Here is a 20,520-nt window from a genome sequence, read left to right on the forward strand (position 1 = left end):
GGCCGGGGACGCGGCGGACCGGGGGTTAAGCCGCGTCCCCGGGGATGTGGGCCGGTTCGGGCCGGGGGTGTCGGTCAGCTCGGTGAGGTCAGGGTGCGGGTTTCGTGGTGGCCGACGATGCGTTCGGCGGTTTCTTGCAGGTCGGCCAGTGGGTGGCGGGTGTAGCCCTGGCCGTCGTGCCAGGCAAATGCCTTGGGCTCGACCCAGATGTTCGTCGTTCCTGCGGTGAGGAGTGAGACGCCGTGGTCGTCGCTGCGGAGGGTGGTGGGGACGCCACGGGATCGCAGCGCTGCAGTAAGCCGATCGGCTGCCGATATCGGGGCGATGGCGCTGCCGTCCGCTGGCCATGGCGCGGTGAGCGGGAGGGTGAACCAGACGCGTTTGCCGGGTGAAACGGTCAGGCGGGATCGGGTGAGGTGGATGCCGGTGTCGGTGGCGAGGGCCGCGACGATGCACAGGCCCTTGCCGTGTTCATCGAGCAGGCCCGCGCCCAAGGCAATCGGCCAGGCGTCGCGGTGGGCGTCGAAGACGGAGACGACCAGTTGCGGGGCAGGGCGGGTGCGCGCCCAGATCCACAGTTCGGGCTGCGCCGCCGGGATCAGGGCCGGGGGCGCGTGGGTCAGGGCGTTGGTGGCCAACTCTGAGACCGCGAGCCTGGCGTCCTCGATCGGGTCGGGGGCAAAGCCGAGTTGGCGCATGGTCGCCGCAACGAGGGAGCGCGCGGTGGAGGCGGCGCTCAGGTCGCCGGGGAGCTGGAACGCGCACGCACCGCCGATCGGGATGTCGGCGGGGGCACCGGTCAGCATCGACCGCTCCTGCCCAGCGTCGCGGGCAAGAAGCGACGGCCGCGACACCCGACCCGGCCCCGCCTACCTTTGCGAACGGACGAGGGCCGTGCACCCAGGTACGGGTACGGAGCGGACGGTGTCGCGGCACCTACTCGTTCCCATTCGAGAGCGGGTCCGTGCTTTGCGACAGGCGACATCACCCAGCCGGGTGACGGGTTCGTACGATCATGCATGGGTCGGACCTCCCGTGTCCGATCAAGGTCCCGGCCGGTGTTGGCGCACCGCGTCCGGGACCGTTTCGTTGTTCCGGGATGCTCTGGCTGCGTGGAGGACGCCGAATTCAGCTGGCCGCATACCGATCAGTTGCTCTCAGTACTCAAGCGAACACAGGCAAGCATGCACCTGGGATCTGTGCGGCACAAGTGTGCGAACGAAAATGACAGAGACGTTGACCGCTTTGCCGGAGATGTCCGCGCTAGCAAGGGCGGGCCGTCGCCTCTTGGCTACTGGGCGAGGCTTGTGCGGAGTAGCTTGTGCCAAGCATGAGAGGGGATTAGATGCCGCAACCTCGAGTCACGACCGTCCGGATGCGCCGACTCGGCTCGGAGCTTCGCAAGCTGAGGGAGAACGCCGGCTACACGATCGAGCAGATCGCCGAGCACTTGGAGTGCTCGCCGTCACGGGTGAGCCGCATCGAGACGGGCAAAGCGCAGCCGCCCAAGCAGCGCGAGCTTCGCGCCCTGCTGGAGCTGTTCGACGCAACCGACGACCACGCCCGGGACGCCCTCCTGCAACTTGCCAGGGAGGCAGCGCAGCCGGGCTGGTACAACGAGTTCCAAGAGGTCTTCCCTCCCCACTTCGGCTCCTACATCGGCCTGGAGAGCGAGGCGGCCGAGCTGCGGCATTTCGACAACCAGCTCGTCCACGGACTGCTGCAGACTCCCGACTACGCGTGTGAAGTGTTGCGGACAACGCTGCCCGGCGAGGCACCCAAGACCATCGACCGGCTTCTGCAGCTCCGCCTCGCCCGACAGAAAGTCCTCGACCGGACGGCCCCGCCGTTCTCCCTGTGGGTGATCTTGGATGAGAACGTACTGCAGAGACGTATCGGGGATGTTCACGTGATGCGCAAGCAGGTACGCCACCTGCTCGAAGCGATCGACACTCCCAACATCACCGTGCAGGTTCTACCCTTTAGCAAAGGCGCACACATTGGGCTTGACGGGCCGTTCTCACTGCTCGGCTTCCCCGACCCCACCGACCCGGACGTCGTGTACGTCGAAAGTCAGGCGGGCAACGCTTACCTGGAGCAACCGCACCAGGTAAGCCGCATGAACACCAAGTTCAACCTGCTCGTCGCTTCGGCCCTCGACCCCCGTGAGACGGCGTCCTTCCTGCGCAGCATCGAAAAGGAGATGCAATGACCGCCCCCTCCCCCTCTTTCTTGCACTGGCGCAAGGCGACGGCCAGCCAGGGCAGCCAAGGTTGCGTCGAACTGGCCCCGCTCCCCGGGATGGTCGCCGTCCGGGACTCCAAAGACCCCAACGGTCCGATGCTGGTGTTCGAACATGATGTATGGCGGCACATGGTCGAGCAGGTAAGGAGCGGCGAACTCGATCTCTGACGCGTCGGCGGCCTCTGCGGGCCTGGTGGCCGGGGCCGGACGGACGGATGAAGATCGGGTGGAGGGCGGGGCTCAGCGGCTGCTGTTGCCTGATCGGACAACTGCACTACGGGATCGGGAGCGCATAGTGGCCGTCGAAGAGCGTGAATCGCCGATCGAGATCCGTGATGACATACCGGCGTCGGCGCGGGTGTACGGCTGAGCGCTCGGTAGTAAGGACAACTACCAGGTCGATCGCGATTTCGCGTTGAAGACCGCGCCCGCCTTCCCGAGTCGATCGACATCAGCCGGCAGAACCGGCTGTTCCTGTACCGGGCGGTGCGGTATCTGGCGGCCGAGGCCGGGATCCGGCAGTTCTTGGACATGGGCTGCGGGCTGCCCACCGACAACAACGTCCACCAGGTCGCCCAGCGGTTCGCGCCCGACGCCCGCGTCGTCTACCTCGACATCGACCCCATCGTGCTGGCCTACGGCCGCGCGCTGCTGGCCGGGGACGGCTCCACCGTCGTCATCAACGCCGACTTCCGCGACCTGGACGCCGTCCTGAAACATTCCGAGGTGGCGCGGCTCATCGACTTCGACGAGCCGCTGGCGGTGCTGTTCCTTTCGGTCGGGCACCTGACCGACGCCGACGATCCGCGCGGCCTCCTGCACGGCCTTATGGACCGGACGGTGTCCGGGAGTCACCTGGCGTTCTCGCAGATCGTCTGCTCCGCCCCTGAGCGGGCCGCCGAACTGGACAGCCGGATGAACGCGGCCGGCATCCCGTGGCAGAACCGCAGCCGCGAACAGGTCGACGCGCTCCTTCTGGACGGCCAGGAGGCGGTCGCGCCGGGTCTGGTGAACCTGCTGCACTGGCGCCCCGACCCCGACCAGCCGCCCCTGGCGCCCGTCCCCGACCAACTGGCCCAGTTCGTGGGGGGCCTCCAAGATGGGGCGGGACATGTGCGAATACAGCGGCGTCCTGCGCAAGCCATGATCCCCCGCACCGGGGAGGCATGGCGTTCCACCGACTCCGCTCGGCGCTGAAGGCGACGGGGCGGGTGTTCCTCCGCACCGCCTACCTCATCGGATGCCGGGCGCGTGTCGGCATCGACATGATCAGGTTGAAGGCGTCGTCCCTCGTCAGCGACGGTAGATGGTCGGTTGCGGACGGGCCGATGGTGTTTGCGACCTCGCCGACGGCTGGGATCCTCGCGGCCCCATCGGTGCGGGTCGATATGGACACCACGGGGATCGGGTCTCGTCCGCCAGGCGGGTCTTCGCCTTCGTTGTCGTAGGCGAGGAGGAGCCGCCGGGACGGGGTCTGGCGGGCCAGGAGGGTGCGTGTCTGCTCAGCGTCGTCGGTGAGGACCAGGCCGGGGATTCGGTCCTCTTGCAGGGTGCCGATGTCCAAGCCGAACAGCCGCCAGGCGTCGGGGCGGTTGAGGACGAGTTCGGTCGGGTCGGCTTGCCGCCGGCTCAGGATCTCGATGGCCAGGTGGCGGGCGGTGTCTTCGGCTCCCGGGCCGGTCAGTGAAGCTCCCTTCGCGAGGAGGGAGTCGATGCGGGTTCGGCTGGGTGCCGTGTGGTCGGTCGTGGTTGGAGGCGATGCTGGGGTCCTCGGGCGGAAGCCTCCTTTCCGGTTGCTGAGCAGCGACATCGTCCCCGCGACGATGGTCCGGCGGTGTTTGGCCAGGTGGACGGCGGCTGTGAGCAGGGTGAGCAGCGCGATGGCTGCGGCCCAGAGCGTCGGCCACGGTGTGCGGTCGGATGGGCCGCCAGGGTGCGACGTCGGGCCGGGTGCGGGAGCGTGCTGAGAGGACTTGGGTATCGCCGACGCGCTGGGCGGCGGGGCACTTGGTGATGGCCGCGTTTCGGGGCGGCTTGTTGATCGGGTGCGTGGGGGCGTAGAGGACGCGTTCGGTGGCGCCGCCGGGTTGGTGTCGTGCCCTTTCTGGCGCTGCCGGGAGCCCGTTTCGGGCGGAGGGCGGTGAGGGCGCTTCGGGGCTTTGGGGATGGAGTCGCGGATGACGTCGTCCCAGTCGGGGTCGCGGCCGGTTTGGAGGCTTCGCAGAGCCTCTTTACGGGCGCGGCGGCAGACCTTCTTCTTGTCGACGTAGCGGCTGGCGACCGGCCCGATGGGGGCGCAGGTCGCGATGCCGCGCATGGCGATCGGGCCCATGTCGTCCTGCGCGGAGATGTTGGGCAGGGTGACGGCGCCGAGGAGGAAGGCGGAGTTGACGACGAGTGGTCCCCACCGCGCCGGAGTACGCGCCTGCGAGCAGCGGGCGGGTCGGGTCGGCGTGTGCTTCAGGCTGGCCGGGTCGTCGGCGACGGTTGAGGGTTCAGGCATACGGGCCTCGCCGGTGGGTGCGATCCCCGTGCGGATGCGGTCGCGGTGCGGGGCTCCAGGTGCTGGGTGGATGGCGGCGGGGCCATGCGATGGCGGCGATCAGCGCGATGGGCCAGCCGAAGATGGTGGCGCAGCAGATCACGTTGACCAGGATGAGGTAGCCGATGTCGTCCGCGCCGCGGGCGAGCGCGATGAGCGTCGGCAGTACGGCGAGGATGGCCAGCAGGCCGATGAGGGCGAGCAGGAAGAACGGGCTGTTCTGGATGCCGTGCATTTGCTCGGTGTCCTTTCGTTCAGAGGTTGCGCCGGCGGTTGCGGTCGGGGGCCTGGGGTGGCGTCCGTCGCGGGGCCGACGATTCGAAGGACTGCGTCGAGCTCATCTCCAGCGCTTCGTCGACGGAGAACGGGAAGCCTTCGGCGGCTCGTTCGACGTCTTGGGTGGGACGAGGGCGCGGACCTGTGGGGACGGCTTTCGCGATGGTGTCCTCGGGCAGGTTCGTGGTGATTTCCAGGACCATTCGCAGCTCTTCGGGCTGCGGGTCGCGCCCTTGGGAGCGGAGCTTGGTGCGTAGTTCGTCGGCGAGCTGGGTTGCGCGCTGTTCCTGGCGGGCCTGTTCCCATTCGGCGCGGTCGGGGCCGTGGACGCGCGCCGCCCACTCGGTGCCGGTGCCTTCGTGTAGTTCGGCGTTTTCGGGGGCCGGGTCGCCGGTGCGGACGTTGGGATCCCGGGTGAAGAAGGGCGCGGCCTGCTTCATCGCTTGGAGTGGATCCGTTCCTTCGGCGCGGAACCGGTCGTAGTGGCTCATCGCGTGCGGGTGAAGGCGGCGGAGCTGCTCTTCGCATCTGCGGGCGGCGAGGGCCGCGGAGGCGTTGCCGTCTGCGTACGGGACGGCTGCTCCCCAGGCTTCGGCGACGTCCAGGAGGTTCGCCTCGCGCAGCCATTTGCGGTCGTGGGCGCGGTCCCAGCGTGAGCGGGCGTCGGCCAGTGCCGCCCTGCGGAGTTGCGCTTGGGCTCGGTGGGCCTTCTCGTCCCGGGCCTGCTGGACGGTCTTTAAGCGGCTTCTGCGCTGGGCGAGGGCTTGCTGCACTCCGACGGCTGCGGACACGATCTGGACGAGTCGCTGCCCGCTGTGCTGGAGTCCTTCGGCGATCGGGTCCGGGTATTGCTGGCTCATACCGTCCTCCGGTGGGTGCTGGGACGTTGGGAAGGTGCTCTGTCCTGGGAACTGCGGATGTCGGGTGCCTGTTGCGTGGGTGCAGGGGGCGGGAGTGAGGCGACGGCCGGGACGGGGGCGGCCGGTGGCGGGTCCGGGCTGATCGCGGCGGCCACGAGGGCGGTGATCTCGGCTGGGTCCATGCCGGTGCGGGCGGCGACGCGGGTGACCTGCCGGCCGATCTGGTCGGGCTGAAGTTCGGCGATCTGCACGGCGGCCGCTTGGGCGGCGGCGATGCGTGATTCGACGAACTCCAGCGCTCCCCCGAACCTCTGGATCCTCTCATCTACCAGCAGGTCAGCGAGGGGAGTCACAGTAAGTAGGGAGTCGCGGACACTGGAGTGTCGCGTGGTGGATAGGAGGTCAGCCGGGTCCTGGCCTTCGGGTAGGACGACCGCGTCGATCGGGCCGGTGATGTTGCGGAGAGTGCGCCAAGCCCTGATGGCTGCGGCGCGTCCGGCGGGGTCGCCGTCGAGGGCCATGACCAGCCCGAACGTTGCGAGGTCGGTGTGGGCGGCGATCGCCTCGATGTGGGAGGTGGTGATCGCCGTTCCGCAGGGCGCGACGGCGGCGTAGCTCTCGGGGCAGGTGGTGTTGACGGCGATCGCGTCAAGGGGGCCTTCGACCAGCAGGGGGCGCGCGCTCTGCGTGAGTTGAGGACGCACCTCGTGGAGGCCGAAGAGGATGTCGCCCTTGTGGAAGAGCGCGGTCTCGGGGGTGTTGAGGTACTTGGGGCCGGGGGCATTGTCGCGGCGGCGGCCGATGAAGCCGACGACCTCTCCGGCTTGGCCGCGGAGAGGGAAGACGACTCGGTCCCGGAACAGGTCGAACAGCTCTCCGCCGTTCTTTCGCTTGGCCAGGCCGGCTTCGATGAGTGTCTGGTCGCGGTGGCCCTGCTCCCGTAGGTGTCGGAGCAGGGGCTGGCGGCCGTGGGGCGCGAGACCTATTCCCCATTGCTCCTGCATGGGTGGGGTGAAGCCGCGACGTGCGAGGTAGTGCGCTCCCCAGCTGCCCGGCAGGTTCCGCTGGAAGAAGTGGTGCGCGTCCGTGAGCGCCTTATGCAGCTGTGACGTCGAGACATCCGGGTGCTGTTGCGCGGTTCTGGCTGGTAGGGAGTTGCCTCGGGCGTCTGCGGTTGTCGGGCGGCGGCTGCTGCTCTCGGCGGTTTCCGCGAGACGTCGTCTGATCCGTGTGCTCGTCCGGACGATCTGGTCGCCGACGGCTCGAATCGCGGCGGATGAATCTGCGCGGACGTCCGTCCCAGCCCATTGCGGTACCGGTGGGAACGACAGGTGCGCGACTTGCAGTCCCAGCTCGGTGAGGACGAGGTAGGCGACCGAGTCGGCCATGACACGTCGGACGCCATGGCAGGCGGCGGCGGAGTGGGCGCTGGCCGTGTCGATGTGTCCGCCAGGTCGGAGCGCGTGCGCGAGCTGGTGAGCGAGCAGGGCCGCCGCTGCGGCGTCGTCCAGTTCTGGAGCGATCCGGATGCGCCGGCTCGGGTGTCCGAGGTAGGTCCAGCCTTGTCCGCGGTCGACGTAGAAGTCGAGGTCGGCCGCGAGCTGGGAGAGGCGCTGCAGCCCCTCGGCGGGGGTGCACTCGTTCGGCGCGATCGTCTGGCCGTCCGTCTGCTCGATGTCGAAGACGGTGCGCGGCCTGCGGCGCGTGGAGATGATGCGAATGCCGTTTTCGCCGCGGCGGACCTGCCGTCCCTGCCTCTGCCATGCGTCGTAGGAGCGGACGTCGGTTGCGGAGAGTCGCTGGGCCGGGATCAGCAGCGTGTTGGTGAATCCGTAGCGTCCGTGGTGGCCTGCGTGCTCCAGCCAGGTGTCCCATCGCAGACGTCCGTCGCCGAGGCAGGTGACGGCATGGTCGGCGATCCCCTGGAGGACGCCGAGTCGCCGTCGTTGTTCCTCCGCCTGGACGAGTTGCTCGTCCTTGGACGAGGACGTCATGACGAGTCCCGTCCGGCCGACTCCTTGTGGACGGCGGCGATCATCTGTGTGAGCCGCTCATTGGCGATCGCGAAGCCCCGCTCGCGCAGACGGCGCCCGAGCCGGTCCCGGCTGAACTGGACGCCTTCGCGTTCGACCTCGCGGTGGAGTTGCCGGGCGATGCCCATCAACTGGTCGTCCCGCGCCGTCTCCCCGGTGTCGCCAGGGTCGGTGGCCGGACGCGGCGCGTGCCCGGCGGGCAGTCGGCTGAGCGCGAGCCGGTCGGCCAGCGGGGCGCGCCATCGCCATGACCACCTTCCGTAGTCCTGCTGGAGTTGGGAGACGGCCAGCAGGTGCTGATGCTCCAGGTCGAGGCCCTGCCGGTATCCGGTGATGTGCCAGAGGATCATGCGTCGCCACAGCAGCAGGCTCGACATGGGTGCGAGAAGCCACCGGGCGGTCGGGATCGGTTCGACGCGGCTCGCGGAGGTCAGCCCGACCCATCGGCGAATCAGATGCCGGACGCCTTCGACCACCGTGATGAACAGGACGGGCATGGCCGCGTTCATCACGCTGCCCGCCAGGCTCCCGTGCGCGGCGGACACGTTAACCAGGACCGTCCCGGCGATGTAGACCCAGGCGACCCAGCGCAGCACCGGCCAGGGAAGGTCGAGGTACTCCATCAGCAGGTCCCAGGCCAGGAGGGTCAGGATGCCGACGTCCATCCCGACCGGGACGATCCAGGCCAGCCCGCCGAAGTGCGGCTCGGCCATCTGCCGGACGGTGGTGAACGACCCGAGTCCGCCGAGGACGGCCAGCGCCGCGATCAGTGGGGCAACGGCGGCGGTCACCCATTTGACGACTCCAGGCTGAGGTGTCCGCTGTTCTCTGTTGGCTGGTGCAGTCGGTGCCGGGAGTGGGTGGGCGGGGGTCACCGGGTGCGCCTTTCCGCCATCCAGAACAGCAGACGAGCGACGTAACGGGGCTCGTCGGTCGTGCCGAGCAGCCGACCGTGGGCGGTGACATAGGCGTAGGCGCCCTCGGCGCCGGCGCACAGGACGGTTTCGGACCATCCGTTGTGGCGGATGCGCAGGCACCAGCGTCCGTTGCGCGGTCTCCGGGCCCGGACGCCGACGCCGATGCGCCGCAGCTCGTAGTGCAGCCGGAGGAGGCGGGTACGCCGTTCCTCCAGCTCAGCCTGTGTGGTGAACCCCTGCGTCGTCATCGTTCCCCCGATGTCGTCAGCTGATGGAGCACAGCGTCCATCAACTAAAATCCTTGATCAGGAAGATGCAACACGCTGGAAGGTCCGTCAACTACAGAGTGCAGTTCGGCGTGTTGTCACTTAAGGGCGTTATCATGGGGCGTGGCGGCGGGGCTCCGGTGGACGACCCTCGTGGCGCGGCGGGGTCGCTCCCGGAACAACACCGGGGCCGGGAGCCCATGGGGTGGGGAACGCGGCCATGGCCAGACGGACCTGTGACGGCACCGGGTGTACGTCCCGTTGCGATCCGGGCTGCGGACCTGCGGCGGTTCGCGCCTGCTCAAGGTGGCGATGCGCGCGGCGAGCGGCGTCCGCCTGCTCCTGACGCTGCTGGAGCAGGCGGATCTGCTCGATGGTCTCCAGCAACGTCAGCAGGCGGCTGACCAGCAGGAGGACGGAGACCGTGGTGCGGTCCTGGCCACCGGCCTGGCTCAGCAGCCAAGCGGCAGTGCGCAGGGCGTTTCCCGCTGAAGTGGGACGCGGGATGCGGCCGTACGGGGCGCGGGCCGCGCGTTCGTAGGCGTCGGCGGCCCTGCGCAGGTGGTGGTTGCCGGTGGCCTTTCCGGCTGCGTGCAGTGCATCGGATGCCGCCCAGCACGCGTCCTCGGCGGCATAGGGATCGGTGGCCAGGTGCCGGCGGATCTGGGACGTGGCGTAGGCCGCGGCACGAGCCGCGTCGTCGTAGAACGCCTGGCGTTCCTCATGCGTCAAGTCGCCGTCGGGCAGGACCTCGGCTCGCGCCGCGCCGTCCCATCGCCGTCGCAGGCGCGGCAGGGTGAGGTCGTCGGCGAGTTGGCCGCCAGTGCACCAGATGGGTTCAGCCTGGTCGGACAGCGCGACGGCATAGCCGGTGACCTCGCCCGGGTCGGTCTTGCTGTAGCGCGGCCGCACAAGCAGGCCGTCCTGTTCGAGGCGGCCGAGGAACTCGCCGGTCGTCCGGGTGTCGTCCGCCGCGCGGCGGACGGCCGTCCGCAACACCGCCCGAGCCGTCCGCTCCGACATGTGCCGTCCGGACAGCGGACGCCGCTGCGGACGAGAAGCGCCGTCCGAGGTCCATCGACGCCGCAATCTGGGCAGGGTCAGGTCGGCGGCCAGCTTCCCGCCGCCGAACCACACCGGCCGTCCGGACGCATCCACGTCGTCGGGCAGCGCAACGGCGTAACCGGTGACCTGGCCCGCCACGCGGGTGCTGTGACGCTCACGGACCAGGACCCCCTCAGCCCCTAACGCCGCGAAGAACTCGGCCTCCGTCCGCGCTCCCGCCGCAGCCACGGCGACGTGCCGCCGCAGCACGGCACGCGCCGAGTCGCCGCGCCCCACCCGCGCGGCCTTCTCGCTCTCGCCGCGCTTGGGCCGCCGCGCCGCCGTCCGGTCCGCCGGGGCCGTCCGCCGCAGCCCGAACCGCCGCTCCACCTCCCGGCACGCGTCCCGGATGCGGTACCCGTCGTTCCACACCTCCGGCCGCACCCCGTCCGTGCGCGCCAGCGTGGCCACGATGTGAACGTGGTCATCGGCATGCCGGACCGCGATCCACCGGACGCCGTCCTCGTCCTCCTCCTGCGCCAGACCGGTCCGCGACATCACCTCCCGCGCGACCTCGGCCCACTGCCGATCGCCCAGGATCGGGTCCTCCGGCGCCGCCCGCACCGACACATGCCACACCGGCTTGCGGTAGTTGCGCTCCCCCAGCAGAGCGAGCGGCTGCGTGAGCAGACCGTCCAGGCGGCGAAAGTCCCGCCGACCGTCCTCACGCACGGCCGGTTCCAGCTCCGCCGGGCTCCGGAACCCCGCCACGATACGCGGATCGCGGTGCTCCTCGCAGCGTCCGGGCCCATACAGGTACCGGACCAGGCCCTGCACCCGGCCGCCTCGCACCACCTTCCCGATCAACGCGGGCCGGCCGCGTTAAGGAAGACGCCGCCGCAGCTCATCAGCGAGGTCGTCCAGCTTCTCGACGGTCCGCGCCGCCGCCTCGGCATACCACCGCAACTGCGGCGGCGCCTCCCCCGAATGCAACGCCGCGACCGCCTGGTTCAGGTTCACCCCGATCCGCCGCGCCTGCCCCGCCGCGTGCATCACGATCGCCAATGACTCCCGCAGCAACGCGTACTGCGGCTGGACGCTGCCGCGAGCCGCAGCGAGCACCGCCTGCGCCGCGTACGCCCCGACCGCCAGCCGTTCCCCCATCGCCGCCGAGGCAACCAACGCGTGCTCCTCGTCCGACAGCGAGAACCTCACCGACCGCCCGCGCCGCGGAGTCCGATGCGTCCGCCGATTCAACCGCGCCGACCTCGCCTCCTGCTGCGGCCCGTCTTCGCCGACTACCGCCACCACCTCCGCCTCCGGGATCGCGCTCGATCCCCACCGACCTGGACCGCGCCCGGTCCAGCCGCCATATGTGCACGATTTCCATTTCTTGCTCCGCACGCCGGTGCTCTCCGGCTCGACCGCATTCGATCGCGCCGGATCCGGAGCGGCTCACGGTGCGGAGCATCTGCCGAGCGCTCACCCGCCGGGATCATCTGGTGACGGTCAAGGCGCAGGCGGGTGGGCGCAGGCCCGAGGTTGCTTTAGCCGCAGGCTCCTCACAGGTAGCCGGCGAGAACGGGGACTCGTCAGTGGACAGCAAGTCTCCGAGCACTGCCGCGGAGCCTCTCTCAGACCCGGCTGTCTCAGCGGTTGCCGGGTCGACATCGCGCGAATCGACGTTCTCCAAGGGCTCAGCGCTCCGCCTAGCCCTACGCCCCCCATACGACTCCGCCTCATCCACTGCCGACGAATCCGCATCCCCGTCCAAAACCATCTCCATCTCGGGTTCGGTGCCTGCGACCTGCCGGTCCTTGGTGGGCGTCGCCGGGCCTTCGATGACGCCCCGATCCAGAGTGGTCGGCTCCCTGGTCACGCTGCTCACGGCCTCCGGGATGACCAATTCGTCGAGCCACTCATCCAATGCGGCAGCGAACTCGGTGACCAGGAAGGTCACGGCTCCCATGCCGATGCTCTCCAGCAGGAAGAACGCGGTCACTTCGAGAGCCGCACCAGTGACCTCATCGGCTGCGTCACGGTCGGAGTCAGCGTCAGCAGCAAGCAGGCTGGTCTCCGTGACCACCTGCGCCTTCCACAACGCCACCGACAACATCCACTGCGCTGCCGCCGCCGCGAAGAGATCCGCAGGCTGACGCTGATCGCCCATCCCGTCCCCCATGGCCTGAACGCCGCTACTGCCAGAAGTCTCGGTAGCCCACACTCAGGACCAGTGGACGACGCACAGCGTGCACCGTCAAGAAGGTCGGCCTACCGGCCGCGACGCGGATGCGGTGGTTGCGGCGGTGAGCGGAGCTCCGGCGGGAGGTCCTCGGCGACGGCCGGGCCCGGGAGGACCTCGTTGATCGTTCTGGGGAAGTCCTTACTTGCCGGACCCACCTGGGCGTCCTCCCGCTCGACCAGGTTCACCACGGTGCGCCGGCCAGGGGACAGTTCTCCGCCGCCGTCCTGGGCGCGGATGGGGGCGAGTGCACTTGCCGCTCGCCGGAAGCTTTCACCGAGGTCGGCGGCCTGCTCGGTCACTTGTCCGAGCGCGTTGTGTACCGCAGTCACGGCCTGGACGGGGTCGTCACCGCGATCATGTCCGAGCCTTCCGGCGTCGAGCTCTCGTGTCAGGAACGCGTCGATCTGCTCGGCCGTCTGCGCCAGGCGGAAGGACGTCTGGGTGAGGTTTGCCAGAACCGTGTACGCCGTCGCCGGCTCGGTGAGTCCCGGCGGGCCCTGCGCCAGAAGATGGTTCAGGGCCCGGCCGCGTTCATGCAGCTCGCCGGCAAGACGCTCGATGGCCTCGTTGGTTGGGCTTTCCTGTTCGGTCATGTGTGGTGATCTCCAGCATCGAAGGGAACCTGTCCATGCGGTACTCCTCTCCTTGGACGACACTTGATCAAAGGCTTGTAAGTGCCTCACGCTCGATACTGTCAACTAAAGACAACAGACGCGAGGATCCTCGGCGGCGTGTCCCATCCGGACGGCAGGATGGAGCAGATGTTCACCGTCCACGCCACCAAGAAGCTGCTCGACCGTGTCGGCCGCCCCGGCCCCGCCGCAGACACCACCACCGCGCTCGGCCCCTGGTACGCAACGGCACTGTTCTGGAAGCCCCAGGTCGCTCTGTTCGTCAACGAACGGACACTGCTGCCGGTGCTGATGCCGCTGGCTCCCGCCGCAACGCTGCTGGACCGGTTTCCCGTCCACCTCGCGGCGGTGCTCACCGCACACGGCGCCGATCAGGAGATCACCGACCGGGAGCTTGAGCAGATGAGCGAGCACTGCCTGGCCAAGACCGCCAACCGCAGCGTCATCGGCGTGATGAACGAGTTCACCCACCTGGCCGACGTCCACCGCTCCCTGGCCTCAGCGCCTGATCTCCTCGACCTCTCGAAACGCCTGGCGGCCACGCCGTGCAGCCCTCTCTACGCGCGGCACGGAAGCCCCGACCGGGAACTGGCAGCCCTGCTGCGCTCGGTCCCGCCGCCGGACAACGGAGACGGCCCCCGACGCCGAGCGAACAAGCACCACAAACGACCTCACACGGGCAGGGATTGACAAAAAGTTCTGGCGAGCACCGGCCCGCCGCGATCAACCAGCTCAGGAACGCTGTCGAAGCGGCGAAAGGACGGAGACCGCCAACCAGGTTCAAGAGCCAGGCCCCGACGCTGCCGACCTCCGACAGCGGTCCTCATCGCCCCCGAGGGTTGTCGCAACAGATGGCGACGAGGACGAACGCCCAGCGGGGGTGGCGGTCCTCATCGTCCCTGGGAGAGTGCGCGACTCCGTGGTGGGGCGCGATCCGTACCGGTATCGATCCTTATGAGAAGGCAGGTACCGGTTTCCAGCGGCAATGGTCGACGTCTCGTGGCGCCGTCGTTGGTTAAGGCTCTTGGGCACTGCCACCGACATCATGACGAGAGCCGGGCGTCCTCGATGCTCTTGAGTGCGACTACGGGCGTATCGGGTCTGGATGGGAGAACCAGCAAGGAGCACGTCACGGCGACGACGGTGAGCCCTGCTCCACCGAGCACGGTGGTCTGTGGGCCGACAGCCTTGACGAGGGGGCCGGCTGTCAGGACCGTGATGGGCATCAGGACGTAGCTGGCGATGATGTTCCAACTGTTCACGCGCACCAGGACTTCGGGAGCGAAGGTGTCTTGCAGGGCGGTCGTCCAGAACACGTAGTAGAGCGCCGCGCAGGCGCCTGGGATGAGTGTCGACGCCGCGAGGACGACCCACGGCGCATCGACCCCCATGAGGAACATGGGGATCGCTCCGGCGGCCGGGAGTGACGCGGCAACCAGAACCAGTCGGTTTGGCTTCCAACGGATACCGATGAATGCGCCGACCAGCGCGCCGACGTACTCGCAGGCGGTGACGATGCCCCATACCCGGGCGCCACCGTGGCCGTCGTCCATGTAGATCGGACCGGCGATGTCGGTGTAGCAGACCATGGCGATAATCACGGCGGTGTACTGCACGGTCATGATCCAGACCCAACGGTGAGCGGCGAAGTGGTGCCAGCCCGCGCGGAGTTCTCGGAGGAGGCCAGGGGCGTCGCTTCGCCAGTTGGGTGTGCGCAGACGACAGAGCACGATCGCCCCGACGGCGCAAAGGATGCCCCGGGTAGATGCCGCCCAGCCAGGGCCGGCCGTGCTGACGACCATCCCGGACGATGACAGGCCGATCAGCAATCCGATCGAGTCGGTCTGCTTGACGAGTGCATTGCCGGCGAGCCGTCCATTTCCGGCGAGAAGGTCGGCGACAATTCCTCGGATCGCCGGCAGGAACATTGCCGTGGCGATGCCCGACAGGGTCGCGAGGACGCATAGAAGCGGCAATGGGGCCTGTTTCGTCCAGAAGCAGACGGCGAAGGCCAGCCAGGCGACGCTGGTGATGATCTCGGCCGCGATCAGGACGTAGTGGCGTCGGAAGCGGTCGCCGGCGACGCCGCAGACGAGGATGAGCAGAGCGGGGACCGAGTTGCAGGCCAGCACGATCGAGAGCCCGCCCGGCCCATAGCCGAGGCCCATCACGCCCCAGGCGAGGGCGAGCTGCCCGAGGCCGGCACCCGCGCTGGAGACGAGCCGCGCGATGAACAGCGGCGCGGTTTCGGGGTCTTTGAAAAGGCTCAAAGTCGAGAGGGATTTAAGCATTGCCGCAACCTAGTTTCCGATGCGCTGACGTGGCACACGGTTTTCGTTTCTTGCCGGAACCAGGCTATGCTCTTGTCTTGGTATTAGCGAGCGAGCAAGTGGCCGCACAGGAATTGTGCGATTTCTTCGTAGGCGCGGAGTTCGTTCTTGCGGCTGGTGAACCCGTGTCCTTCGTCGGCGAAGACTTCGTAGCGGACGTCCACACTGCGGTTGCGCAGACGGGCCACGAGCTGGTCGGACTCGGCGCGGGGAACACGCGGATCGCGGGCGCCCTGCAGGACGAACAGTGGTGCCGTGATGGCGTCGGCGTAGGTGATCGGTGACCGCTGGGTGAGATACTCAGCGTCGGTGTCCGGGTCGCCGAGGACGACAGAAACGAAGTGTTTCCAGGTCGGAGGGCATGCTCGCGCAAGTGTGACCAGGTTCGTGGGACCGCACAGGGAGACGCCGGCGGCCCACGGGTAGGGCAGGCGCGCCAGGCAGGACAGCGCGGCGAAGCCGCCGTACGAGCCGCCCATGACGGCGATGCGGTCGCCGTCCACGCTGGGTGCGGAGCGCAAATAGCGGGCGGCGTAGTCGAGGTCGTCCAGATCGCAGCCGCCCCAGTTGCGGTAGATGAGTTTCTGGTGGGTGGCTCCGTAGCCGGTGGACCCGGCGATGTTGGGGGCGAAGACCGCGATGCCCTCGTCGAGCAGGTGCTGGTAGAGGCCTGAGCGCAGGTAGGCCGGGCGTTCCTGGGCTTCGGGGCCACCGTGTATCGACAGCACTACCGGATGTGGGCCCGTGGTGCGCGGCCGGTACAGCAGGGCGTGGATGCGACGTCCACCCGATGCCGGATAGACGACCGGTTCGGGCTCGACAGGCTCGACCACATGCAGTGCGGGCGGGCGAACGTCGGTGAGGTACCTGAATCCGCTCATCGCGTCCCAGGTGGCGATCTCGGTGGGACGGGTGGCCGTGTCGAGCAGCAGGACGACCGGGTCGCCACCGGGCGCGAGTGTGACCGCATTGATCACGCCGGGCGGGATGTCCGGGAGCGGTTGGACAGTGTCGTCCCGCTGGACGTGGAGGATGGAGCATCCGTCTGCATTGATCGACCAGAGCAGCGTGTCACCGGCGGCCTTGATGCCTTCGACGTCCCACTCCTGGTGGGAGATCGGTTCGAGGGTCTCGTCGTCCAGGTCGTAGCGCGCGGCGGCGGTGTGCTCGCCCCATGTGTCGGTGCGCAGGTAGAAGCCGGAGGAATCGGGAAGCCACGGGCCTGGCTCGAAGAATCCGTCGCCGTATGGGGCCGTGACGCACTTCGGCTCAGCGTCGGCGTCCTGCAGGTCGATCAGGTATGCGGCGACCTGGGTGTTGGATCGGAATCCGGCGGTCAGCAGCCATCGTCTGTCCGGGGAGATGCCCGTCGGCTCGAACACCACTCCGGGCGGCGGTGTGATGCGCTGCTCGGACTCATCGGCCAGGTCGCGAATGAGGACGTCCTGGACGATCGCCTCTCGATCGTTGGCGGCGTAGACCAGATAGCGTCCGTCGGCCTCGAAGGGCGAGGCCGCCAATATCCGCTGGCAGTCGGGGCCGGAGCTGATCTCGGTGGGGTTCTCGTCATCCAGCCCGATCCGGTACAGCCGGTACTGCTCGTCGCCTTCGTGGTCGGCAGTGAATACGAGGTACTTGCCGTCGGGGGCCCAGGCGATTTGTCGGACGGCCTGATCGGCGAGGTCGGTGAGTCGGCGGGGTTCACCGGTGGCGACCGAGATGATCCACAGGTCGAACCGTCCGCCGGCATTACTGGAGTACGCCACCGTTCCGGCGTCCGGGGACAAGGCGAGCGTGGGCTGGAAGCTCTCTCGGGGAACAAAATCCCGATATTCAGGCATGCGCGCCTCTCCTGAGGAGGTCGGAGGTCAGGGGATCCAGCCGCGCCGCACGGCGGCGGCTCCGGCGGCGAAGTGATGATGGTCGAAGCCGAGCTTCTCCCGGATGGTGGCCGCGTGCCGACGCACCGTGGAGACGCTCACGCCGACTCGCTTGGCGATGCTTGCCTCAGTAAGTCCTTCTGCGAGCATGCTCAAGATCTGCTGCTCCCGCGGCTTCAGCGGGCTCTCAGGATTTGCGGCGCCGAAGGGGATTGCACGCTCCCAAAGCAACTCGAAGTACTCGCGCAGCGCCGCGACGATGACCGACGAGCGGATGAGCAAGGCACCCGACATCCCGGTGGGTGTGAGCGGGAGCATCGCGATCGCCTCGTCGGCCAGCTTCATCTTCATGCCGATCTTCGGCAGCAACCGGGCCTCCTCGCCCGCTTCGACGGCAATTTCGATCGTCCTGACGCCGACGGCGTGTTCGGCACAGCTCGTCTCGTACAGGGCCCGGCATCTGACATGGCCCTCGAAGGACGGAGGGGGCGGAACGGCGGTCAGTTCATCCATCGGCCGTTCGACAGACTGGTTGTCCATCGTCATCCAGTCGTGCCGTGCGGCCGTGATTAACGAACGCGACACGTTCCCGATCTCCTCACGATCAGTGATGATCCGCACCAGCCGATCGCTCGACTCGTCCACCATCGGGCTCGCCCAAGGATGCGTCTCGGCCATCCGCCGCTGCCCCGCCAGAAGTCGTTCCTGGTCGGCCACGAGTCTGCGCGTCAGCTCAGCAAGCCTGCCCTGCAGGGCCAGATCCGGCGGGACGGGCGCAAGCCGCGGCGGCAAAGCCGGCCCGGACGACTGGACGTGCGCCATTCCCGCATCGATCAAGGCCTCGACCTGCTCGGCACCACCCAGCAGATCCGCCCCATCGTTCTCCAAGCATCCGCCCTGCGCCAGCAGCCGGGTGTACGCCGCCAGCAGCTCGTCCGGGACGAGGTCCTTCAGCAGCCGTACGGCTGCCTCCTTGGCCTCAACGACCATCCCACCACCTCCGGGCACAGAGAGTAGCGACAAGAGGTTGAAGAGTTACATGACCGACCGGTGAGCGTTTCGCGTCAATGAGCAAATGTGATCATCACCTCCGGCACGCACCGAAACGCGCTACGCCATCGAGCCGACAGCGGGCCGGACGCTGATCAGCGCCTTCCCAACGTTGATCACTTCCGCCCAGGGAGGGTTTCGATCACCTCTCCTCACGGGCAGCCCCCGGTTCCATCGGGCTCACCAGCAAGAACCCAACCGACACGGGAGCCACGATGACGAGCATCTCCGTCCCAACCTGCAAGGACTGCGACCGGTTGACCACCAGCGACGTCCCGCAGCCCCGCCGCCCACGCTTCGCCGTCGCAACCAGCAAGGACGGCCACCGCATCCTCCGACCGTCGCTGCGGAGGATCACAGCCCAGCTCCGCGCGGCCTTCGGAAGCCTCAGCACAGATAACCGACTCAGCCGGCAGACGCCCTCACAGATCAACACCGGCAGCAAGATGGACCTTCTTGCCCGAGCATTCGGACACCCTGACGGAGCCGGCTTCATCGGCCCAGGCGCCGACGCTCTCCTTCGTGGCATGTTCACCGAGGCGCTCGTCAGCAAGTCCGATGTCGCACAGGTCATCACGACACGTGCCGACCTCTACCGCCTCTTCGGAGAGGCTTTCGACGAATCCGTGACCAGCGCCCACGCCACCCGCCTGTGCATCATGGAAAGCCTTGAGGACGCCATCGAACACCTCGAACTCGAAGCCGAGATGACCAAAATGATCAACGTTGCCAACGTCCTGCCCCTCGTCCTCCCAGCAACCATCTGGCTCACGACCCCAGGCCCGGACTCCGACGTCGTCCACCAAGCCCTCCGCCACTGGCCCGACAGCAGCGTCCTCGCACTTATATCCGGCCCATGGCCCTATGGCCCAACCCACCTGATCGAGGAGACTGGTCCACGCCCTCTGCCCAGCGGGCCACTCCCCCTGCCGTCACCACAGGAAGCCATCGACCAGCTGCCCATCAGGTGTCCAGAATGAGAACTGCTCACGACGATGGCGAGCGAGCGGCCAAACGAGACCGTCGGCCAGGAACATCACTCTGGCCGACTCGCACCTCGTTGGCGGGCTACCTACGGCACAGCGGGTTCGGCAAGCGGCTGGGCGGAGGGAGCAACCCTGCACCGCGCCCAGACTGACCCAACCAGTCCGGTGAGTGTCCTTGGTCAATGAGCAGAAATCACCAGCCACGACAGCTGAAGCCGTCTCTCCTGGAGCATCGTCGATGTAGCGCCATCAGCCCTCGGCGGCGGCGTCGCACCGCTGAGCGGTTTTCACCACCGCACGTGTTGCTCACGTGCTTGGCCGCGCCGTACAAGTTTCATTGTGGCCCGTCAGCAAAGAGAGCCACATGGAGGATCCCATGCATCTGTTGGTCCGCACCCGTGACCACAGCACCCGGACGACAAGTCACCGACCTCGGGAACGTGCAGTCGGCTGCCTCGGCTGGAGTTCAACTGGCTTCCACAGGCCCCTCGGCAGTCCACCCCAATCCGCCGAGACCAAGCCAATGGCCATGGTCAGCCCCGGCAATTGGGGGGTCGACCTCGTCGCCCAGGACGCAGGCGAGCTTCTCTGTTCTGTGCTCACCGAGGCAGTCACCAACAAGGTCGGCGTGTCCTGGATCCTCACGGCCACGCCCGATGCGAACCGCCTGTCCAACGACGCCCCTGCTCATGCACTGGGAGCGACTCCATACAGATCTGCAGAGTCTGTACCCCGAGAGAAGGCGTAGGACCCTGGGTTCGGCAGCGGGGGGTGGCCTGACATCGCGACCTCATCCCGCTCCTCGCTGGCCCCAAGCCCACAGGCCCGCGTATGGGACTCGAAGCCGACGAGTTCTGGCCGCTCCCCACAGCGGTGAGCAACCGGCTACGGCTGAGTCGGCTTGGGGCAGTGTGCCCGGCTTGCTCTGTGCCAACCCCAAGGCCGACTCGACCGTCATAGCCGTCGCCGCAGCCAGCCCTCCGGAGGGGGTATTCCCCTCGTCGAGTTACAAGCTCACGACGGCCGAATTCTGGCTCTGGCACACATTCCGTGAAGCATGCGTGTCAGTCGGCCAGGAGGACGCGTTTGCGCAGGAGGTCGGGGTTGGCGCGGCCGTACATCTGCCTCTTGATCATTTTACAAGTTACGTGGCATCAGCCGCGGAGACGATCATGGTCTCTTCGGTCTCACCCACGGACTTGAGGGGCTGTGTTG

19 protein-coding genes are annotated in these 20,520 nt (G+C 68.0%); 5 read left to right on the forward strand and 14 right to left on the reverse strand.

Annotated elements, in window-relative coordinates; all coding sequences use genetic code 11:
- Positions 1-74: 74 nt before the first annotated feature.
- Complete coding sequence (locus tag SM418_RS36470; RefSeq protein WP_371946211.1) at positions 75-806, reverse strand: ATP-binding protein; 732 nt, start codon at positions 804-806, stop codon at positions 75-77.
- Between the two features lie 569 nt (positions 807-1,375).
- Here SM418_RS36470 and SM418_RS36475 point away from each other — a divergent pair.
- The 3 genes from SM418_RS36475 to SM418_RS36485 all read left to right on the forward strand — a co-directional run bounded on the left by SM418_RS36475 (position 1,376) and on the right by SM418_RS36485 (position 3,441).
- Positions 1,376-2,212 (forward strand): helix-turn-helix domain-containing protein, encoded by an 837-nt coding sequence (locus tag SM418_RS36475; RefSeq protein WP_371946210.1) that lies wholly within the window; start codon positions 1,376-1,378, stop codon positions 2,210-2,212.
- Positions 2,209-2,412, forward strand: a complete 204-nt coding sequence (locus tag SM418_RS36480) for a DUF397 domain-containing protein (RefSeq protein ID WP_371946209.1) — start codon at positions 2,209-2,211, stop codon at positions 2,410-2,412. The genes SM418_RS36475 and SM418_RS36480 overlap by 4 nt, the downstream gene beginning before the upstream one ends.
- 318 nt (positions 2,413-2,730) lie before the next feature.
- A complete protein-coding gene (locus tag SM418_RS36485) occupies positions 2,731-3,441 on the forward strand; it encodes an SAM-dependent methyltransferase (RefSeq protein WP_371946208.1) in 711 nt (236 codons plus the stop codon).
- 31 nt (positions 3,442-3,472) lie between these two features.
- On the opposite strand, the gene SM418_RS36490 is transcribed toward SM418_RS36485, so the two are convergent.
- The 10 genes from SM418_RS36490 to SM418_RS36535 all read right to left on the reverse strand — a co-directional run bounded on the left by SM418_RS36490 (position 3,473) and on the right by SM418_RS36535 (position 13,020).
- Entirely contained in the window at positions 3,473-4,747 is a 1,275-nt protein-coding gene (locus SM418_RS36490) for a hypothetical protein (protein WP_371946207.1), read from the reverse strand.
- Complete coding sequence (locus SM418_RS36495) at positions 4,740-5,021, reverse strand: superinfection immunity protein (RefSeq protein ID WP_371946206.1); 282 nt, start codon at positions 5,019-5,021, stop codon at positions 4,740-4,742. The genes SM418_RS36490 and SM418_RS36495 overlap by 8 nt, the downstream gene beginning before the upstream one ends.
- Positions 5,022-5,040: 19 nt before the next feature.
- On the reverse strand, positions 5,041-5,922 hold the full coding sequence (locus tag SM418_RS36500; RefSeq protein WP_371946205.1) for a hypothetical protein: 882 nt from the start codon (positions 5,920-5,922) through the stop codon (positions 5,041-5,043).
- The gene (locus SM418_RS36505) at positions 5,919-7,916 is read right to left on the reverse strand and encodes a toprim domain-containing protein (RefSeq protein WP_371946204.1); all 1,998 of its coding nucleotides are present in this window, start codon (positions 7,914-7,916) and stop codon (positions 5,919-5,921) included. The genes SM418_RS36500 and SM418_RS36505 overlap by 4 nt, the downstream gene beginning before the upstream one ends.
- Complete coding sequence (locus SM418_RS36510; protein ID WP_371946203.1) at positions 7,913-8,746, reverse strand: DUF2637 domain-containing protein; 834 nt, start codon at positions 8,744-8,746, stop codon at positions 7,913-7,915. Before SM418_RS36510 ends, SM418_RS36505 begins: the two co-directional genes overlap by 4 nt.
- Before the next feature lie 80 nt (positions 8,747-8,826).
- Positions 8,827-9,120 carry a hypothetical protein gene (locus SM418_RS36515; protein WP_371946202.1) on the reverse strand — a complete coding sequence of 98 codons (294 nt, stop codon included), beginning with the start codon at positions 9,118-9,120 and terminating at the stop codon, positions 8,827-8,829.
- 132 nt (positions 9,121-9,252) lie between these two features.
- On the reverse strand, positions 9,253-11,019 hold the full coding sequence (locus SM418_RS36520; protein ID WP_371946201.1) for a relaxase/mobilization nuclease domain-containing protein: 1,767 nt from the start codon (positions 11,017-11,019) through the stop codon (positions 9,253-9,255).
- A 45-nt stretch (positions 11,020-11,064) separates the two neighbouring features.
- Positions 11,065-11,364, reverse strand: a complete 300-nt coding sequence (locus tag SM418_RS36525) for a hypothetical protein (protein ID WP_371946200.1) — start codon at positions 11,362-11,364, stop codon at positions 11,065-11,067.
- A gap of 313 nt (positions 11,365-11,677) precedes the next feature.
- Positions 11,678-12,352 carry a hypothetical protein gene (locus SM418_RS36530; protein ID WP_371946199.1) on the reverse strand — a complete coding sequence of 225 codons (675 nt, stop codon included), beginning with the start codon at positions 12,350-12,352 and terminating at the stop codon, positions 11,678-11,680.
- A gap of 101 nt (positions 12,353-12,453) precedes the next feature.
- Positions 12,454-13,020: a hypothetical protein gene (locus tag SM418_RS36535; protein ID WP_371946198.1), complete on the reverse strand. Its 567-nt coding sequence runs from the start codon at positions 13,018-13,020 to the stop codon at positions 12,454-12,456.
- Between the two features lie 138 nt (positions 13,021-13,158).
- On the opposite strand from SM418_RS36535, the gene SM418_RS36540 reads away from it, so the two are divergent.
- Positions 13,159-13,749, forward strand: coding sequence for a DUF6933 domain-containing protein (locus SM418_RS36540; RefSeq protein ID WP_371946197.1), 591 nt, complete (start codon positions 13,159-13,161; stop codon positions 13,747-13,749).
- A gap of 353 nt (positions 13,750-14,102) precedes the next feature.
- On the opposite strand, the gene SM418_RS36545 is transcribed toward SM418_RS36540, so the two are convergent.
- From SM418_RS36545 to SM418_RS36555, 3 genes are all read right to left on the reverse strand, one after another.
- Positions 14,103-15,350 (reverse strand): MFS transporter, encoded by a 1,248-nt coding sequence (locus tag SM418_RS36545; RefSeq protein WP_371946196.1) that lies wholly within the window; start codon positions 15,348-15,350, stop codon positions 14,103-14,105.
- 83 nt (positions 15,351-15,433) lie between these two features.
- Positions 15,434-17,230, reverse strand: coding sequence for a S9 family peptidase (locus SM418_RS36550; protein ID WP_371946195.1), 1,797 nt, complete (start codon positions 17,228-17,230; stop codon positions 15,434-15,436).
- A gap of 27 nt (positions 17,231-17,257) precedes the next feature.
- Positions 17,258-18,259, reverse strand: coding sequence for a helix-turn-helix transcriptional regulator (locus SM418_RS36555; RefSeq protein WP_371946194.1), 1,002 nt, complete (start codon positions 18,257-18,259; stop codon positions 17,258-17,260).
- 275 nt (positions 18,260-18,534) lie between these two features.
- Between SM418_RS36555 and SM418_RS36560 the strand changes: the two genes are divergently transcribed.
- On the forward strand, positions 18,535-19,299 hold the full coding sequence (locus tag SM418_RS36560; RefSeq protein ID WP_371946193.1) for a hypothetical protein: 765 nt from the start codon (positions 18,535-18,537) through the stop codon (positions 19,297-19,299).
- Positions 19,300-20,520: the final 1,221 nt, after the last annotated feature.

Source organism: Actinomadura chokoriensis, assembly GCF_041463665.1.
Lineage (GTDB): Bacteria > Actinomycetota > Actinomycetes > Streptosporangiales > Streptosporangiaceae > Spirillospora > Spirillospora chokoriensis_A.

Coding starts and splice junctions, on each gene's coding strand:
- SM418_RS36470 (WP_371946211.1), bottom strand. CDS start 806: ATGCTGACCGGTGCCCCCGCCGACATCCCGATCGGCGGTGCGTGCGCG.
- SM418_RS36475 (WP_371946210.1), top strand. CDS start 1,376: ATGCGCCGACTCGGCTCGGAGCTTCGCAAGCTGAGGGAGAACGCCGGC.
- SM418_RS36480 (WP_371946209.1), top strand. CDS start 2,209: ATGACCGCCCCCTCCCCCTCTTTCTTGCACTGGCGCAAGGCGACGGCC.
- SM418_RS36490 (WP_371946207.1), bottom strand. CDS start 4,747: ATGCCTGAACCCTCAACCGTCGCCGACGACCCGGCCAGCCTGAAGCAC.
- SM418_RS36495 (WP_371946206.1), bottom strand. CDS start 5,021: ATGCACGGCATCCAGAACAGCCCGTTCTTCCTGCTCGCCCTCATCGGC.
- SM418_RS36500 (WP_371946205.1), bottom strand. CDS start 5,922: ATGAGCCAGCAATACCCGGACCCGATCGCCGAAGGACTCCAGCACAGC.
- SM418_RS36505 (WP_371946204.1), bottom strand. CDS start 7,916: ATGACGTCCTCGTCCAAGGACGAGCAACTCGTCCAGGCGGAGGAACAA.
- SM418_RS36515 (WP_371946202.1), bottom strand. CDS start 9,120: ATGACGACGCAGGGGTTCACCACACAGGCTGAGCTGGAGGAACGGCGT.
- SM418_RS36530 (WP_371946199.1), bottom strand. CDS start 12,352: ATGGGCGATCAGCGTCAGCCTGCGGATCTCTTCGCGGCGGCGGCAGCG.
- SM418_RS36535 (WP_371946198.1), bottom strand. CDS start 13,020: ATGACCGAACAGGAAAGCCCAACCAACGAGGCCATCGAGCGTCTTGCC.
- SM418_RS36545 (WP_371946196.1), bottom strand. CDS start 15,350: ATGCTTAAATCCCTCTCGACTTTGAGCCTTTTCAAAGACCCCGAAACC.
- SM418_RS36550 (WP_371946195.1), bottom strand. CDS start 17,230: ATGCCTGAATATCGGGATTTTGTTCCCCGAGAGAGCTTCCAGCCCACG.
- SM418_RS36555 (WP_371946194.1), bottom strand. CDS start 18,259: ATGGTCGTTGAGGCCAAGGAGGCAGCCGTACGGCTGCTGAAGGACCTC.
- SM418_RS36560 (WP_371946193.1), top strand. CDS start 18,535: ATGACGAGCATCTCCGTCCCAACCTGCAAGGACTGCGACCGGTTGACC.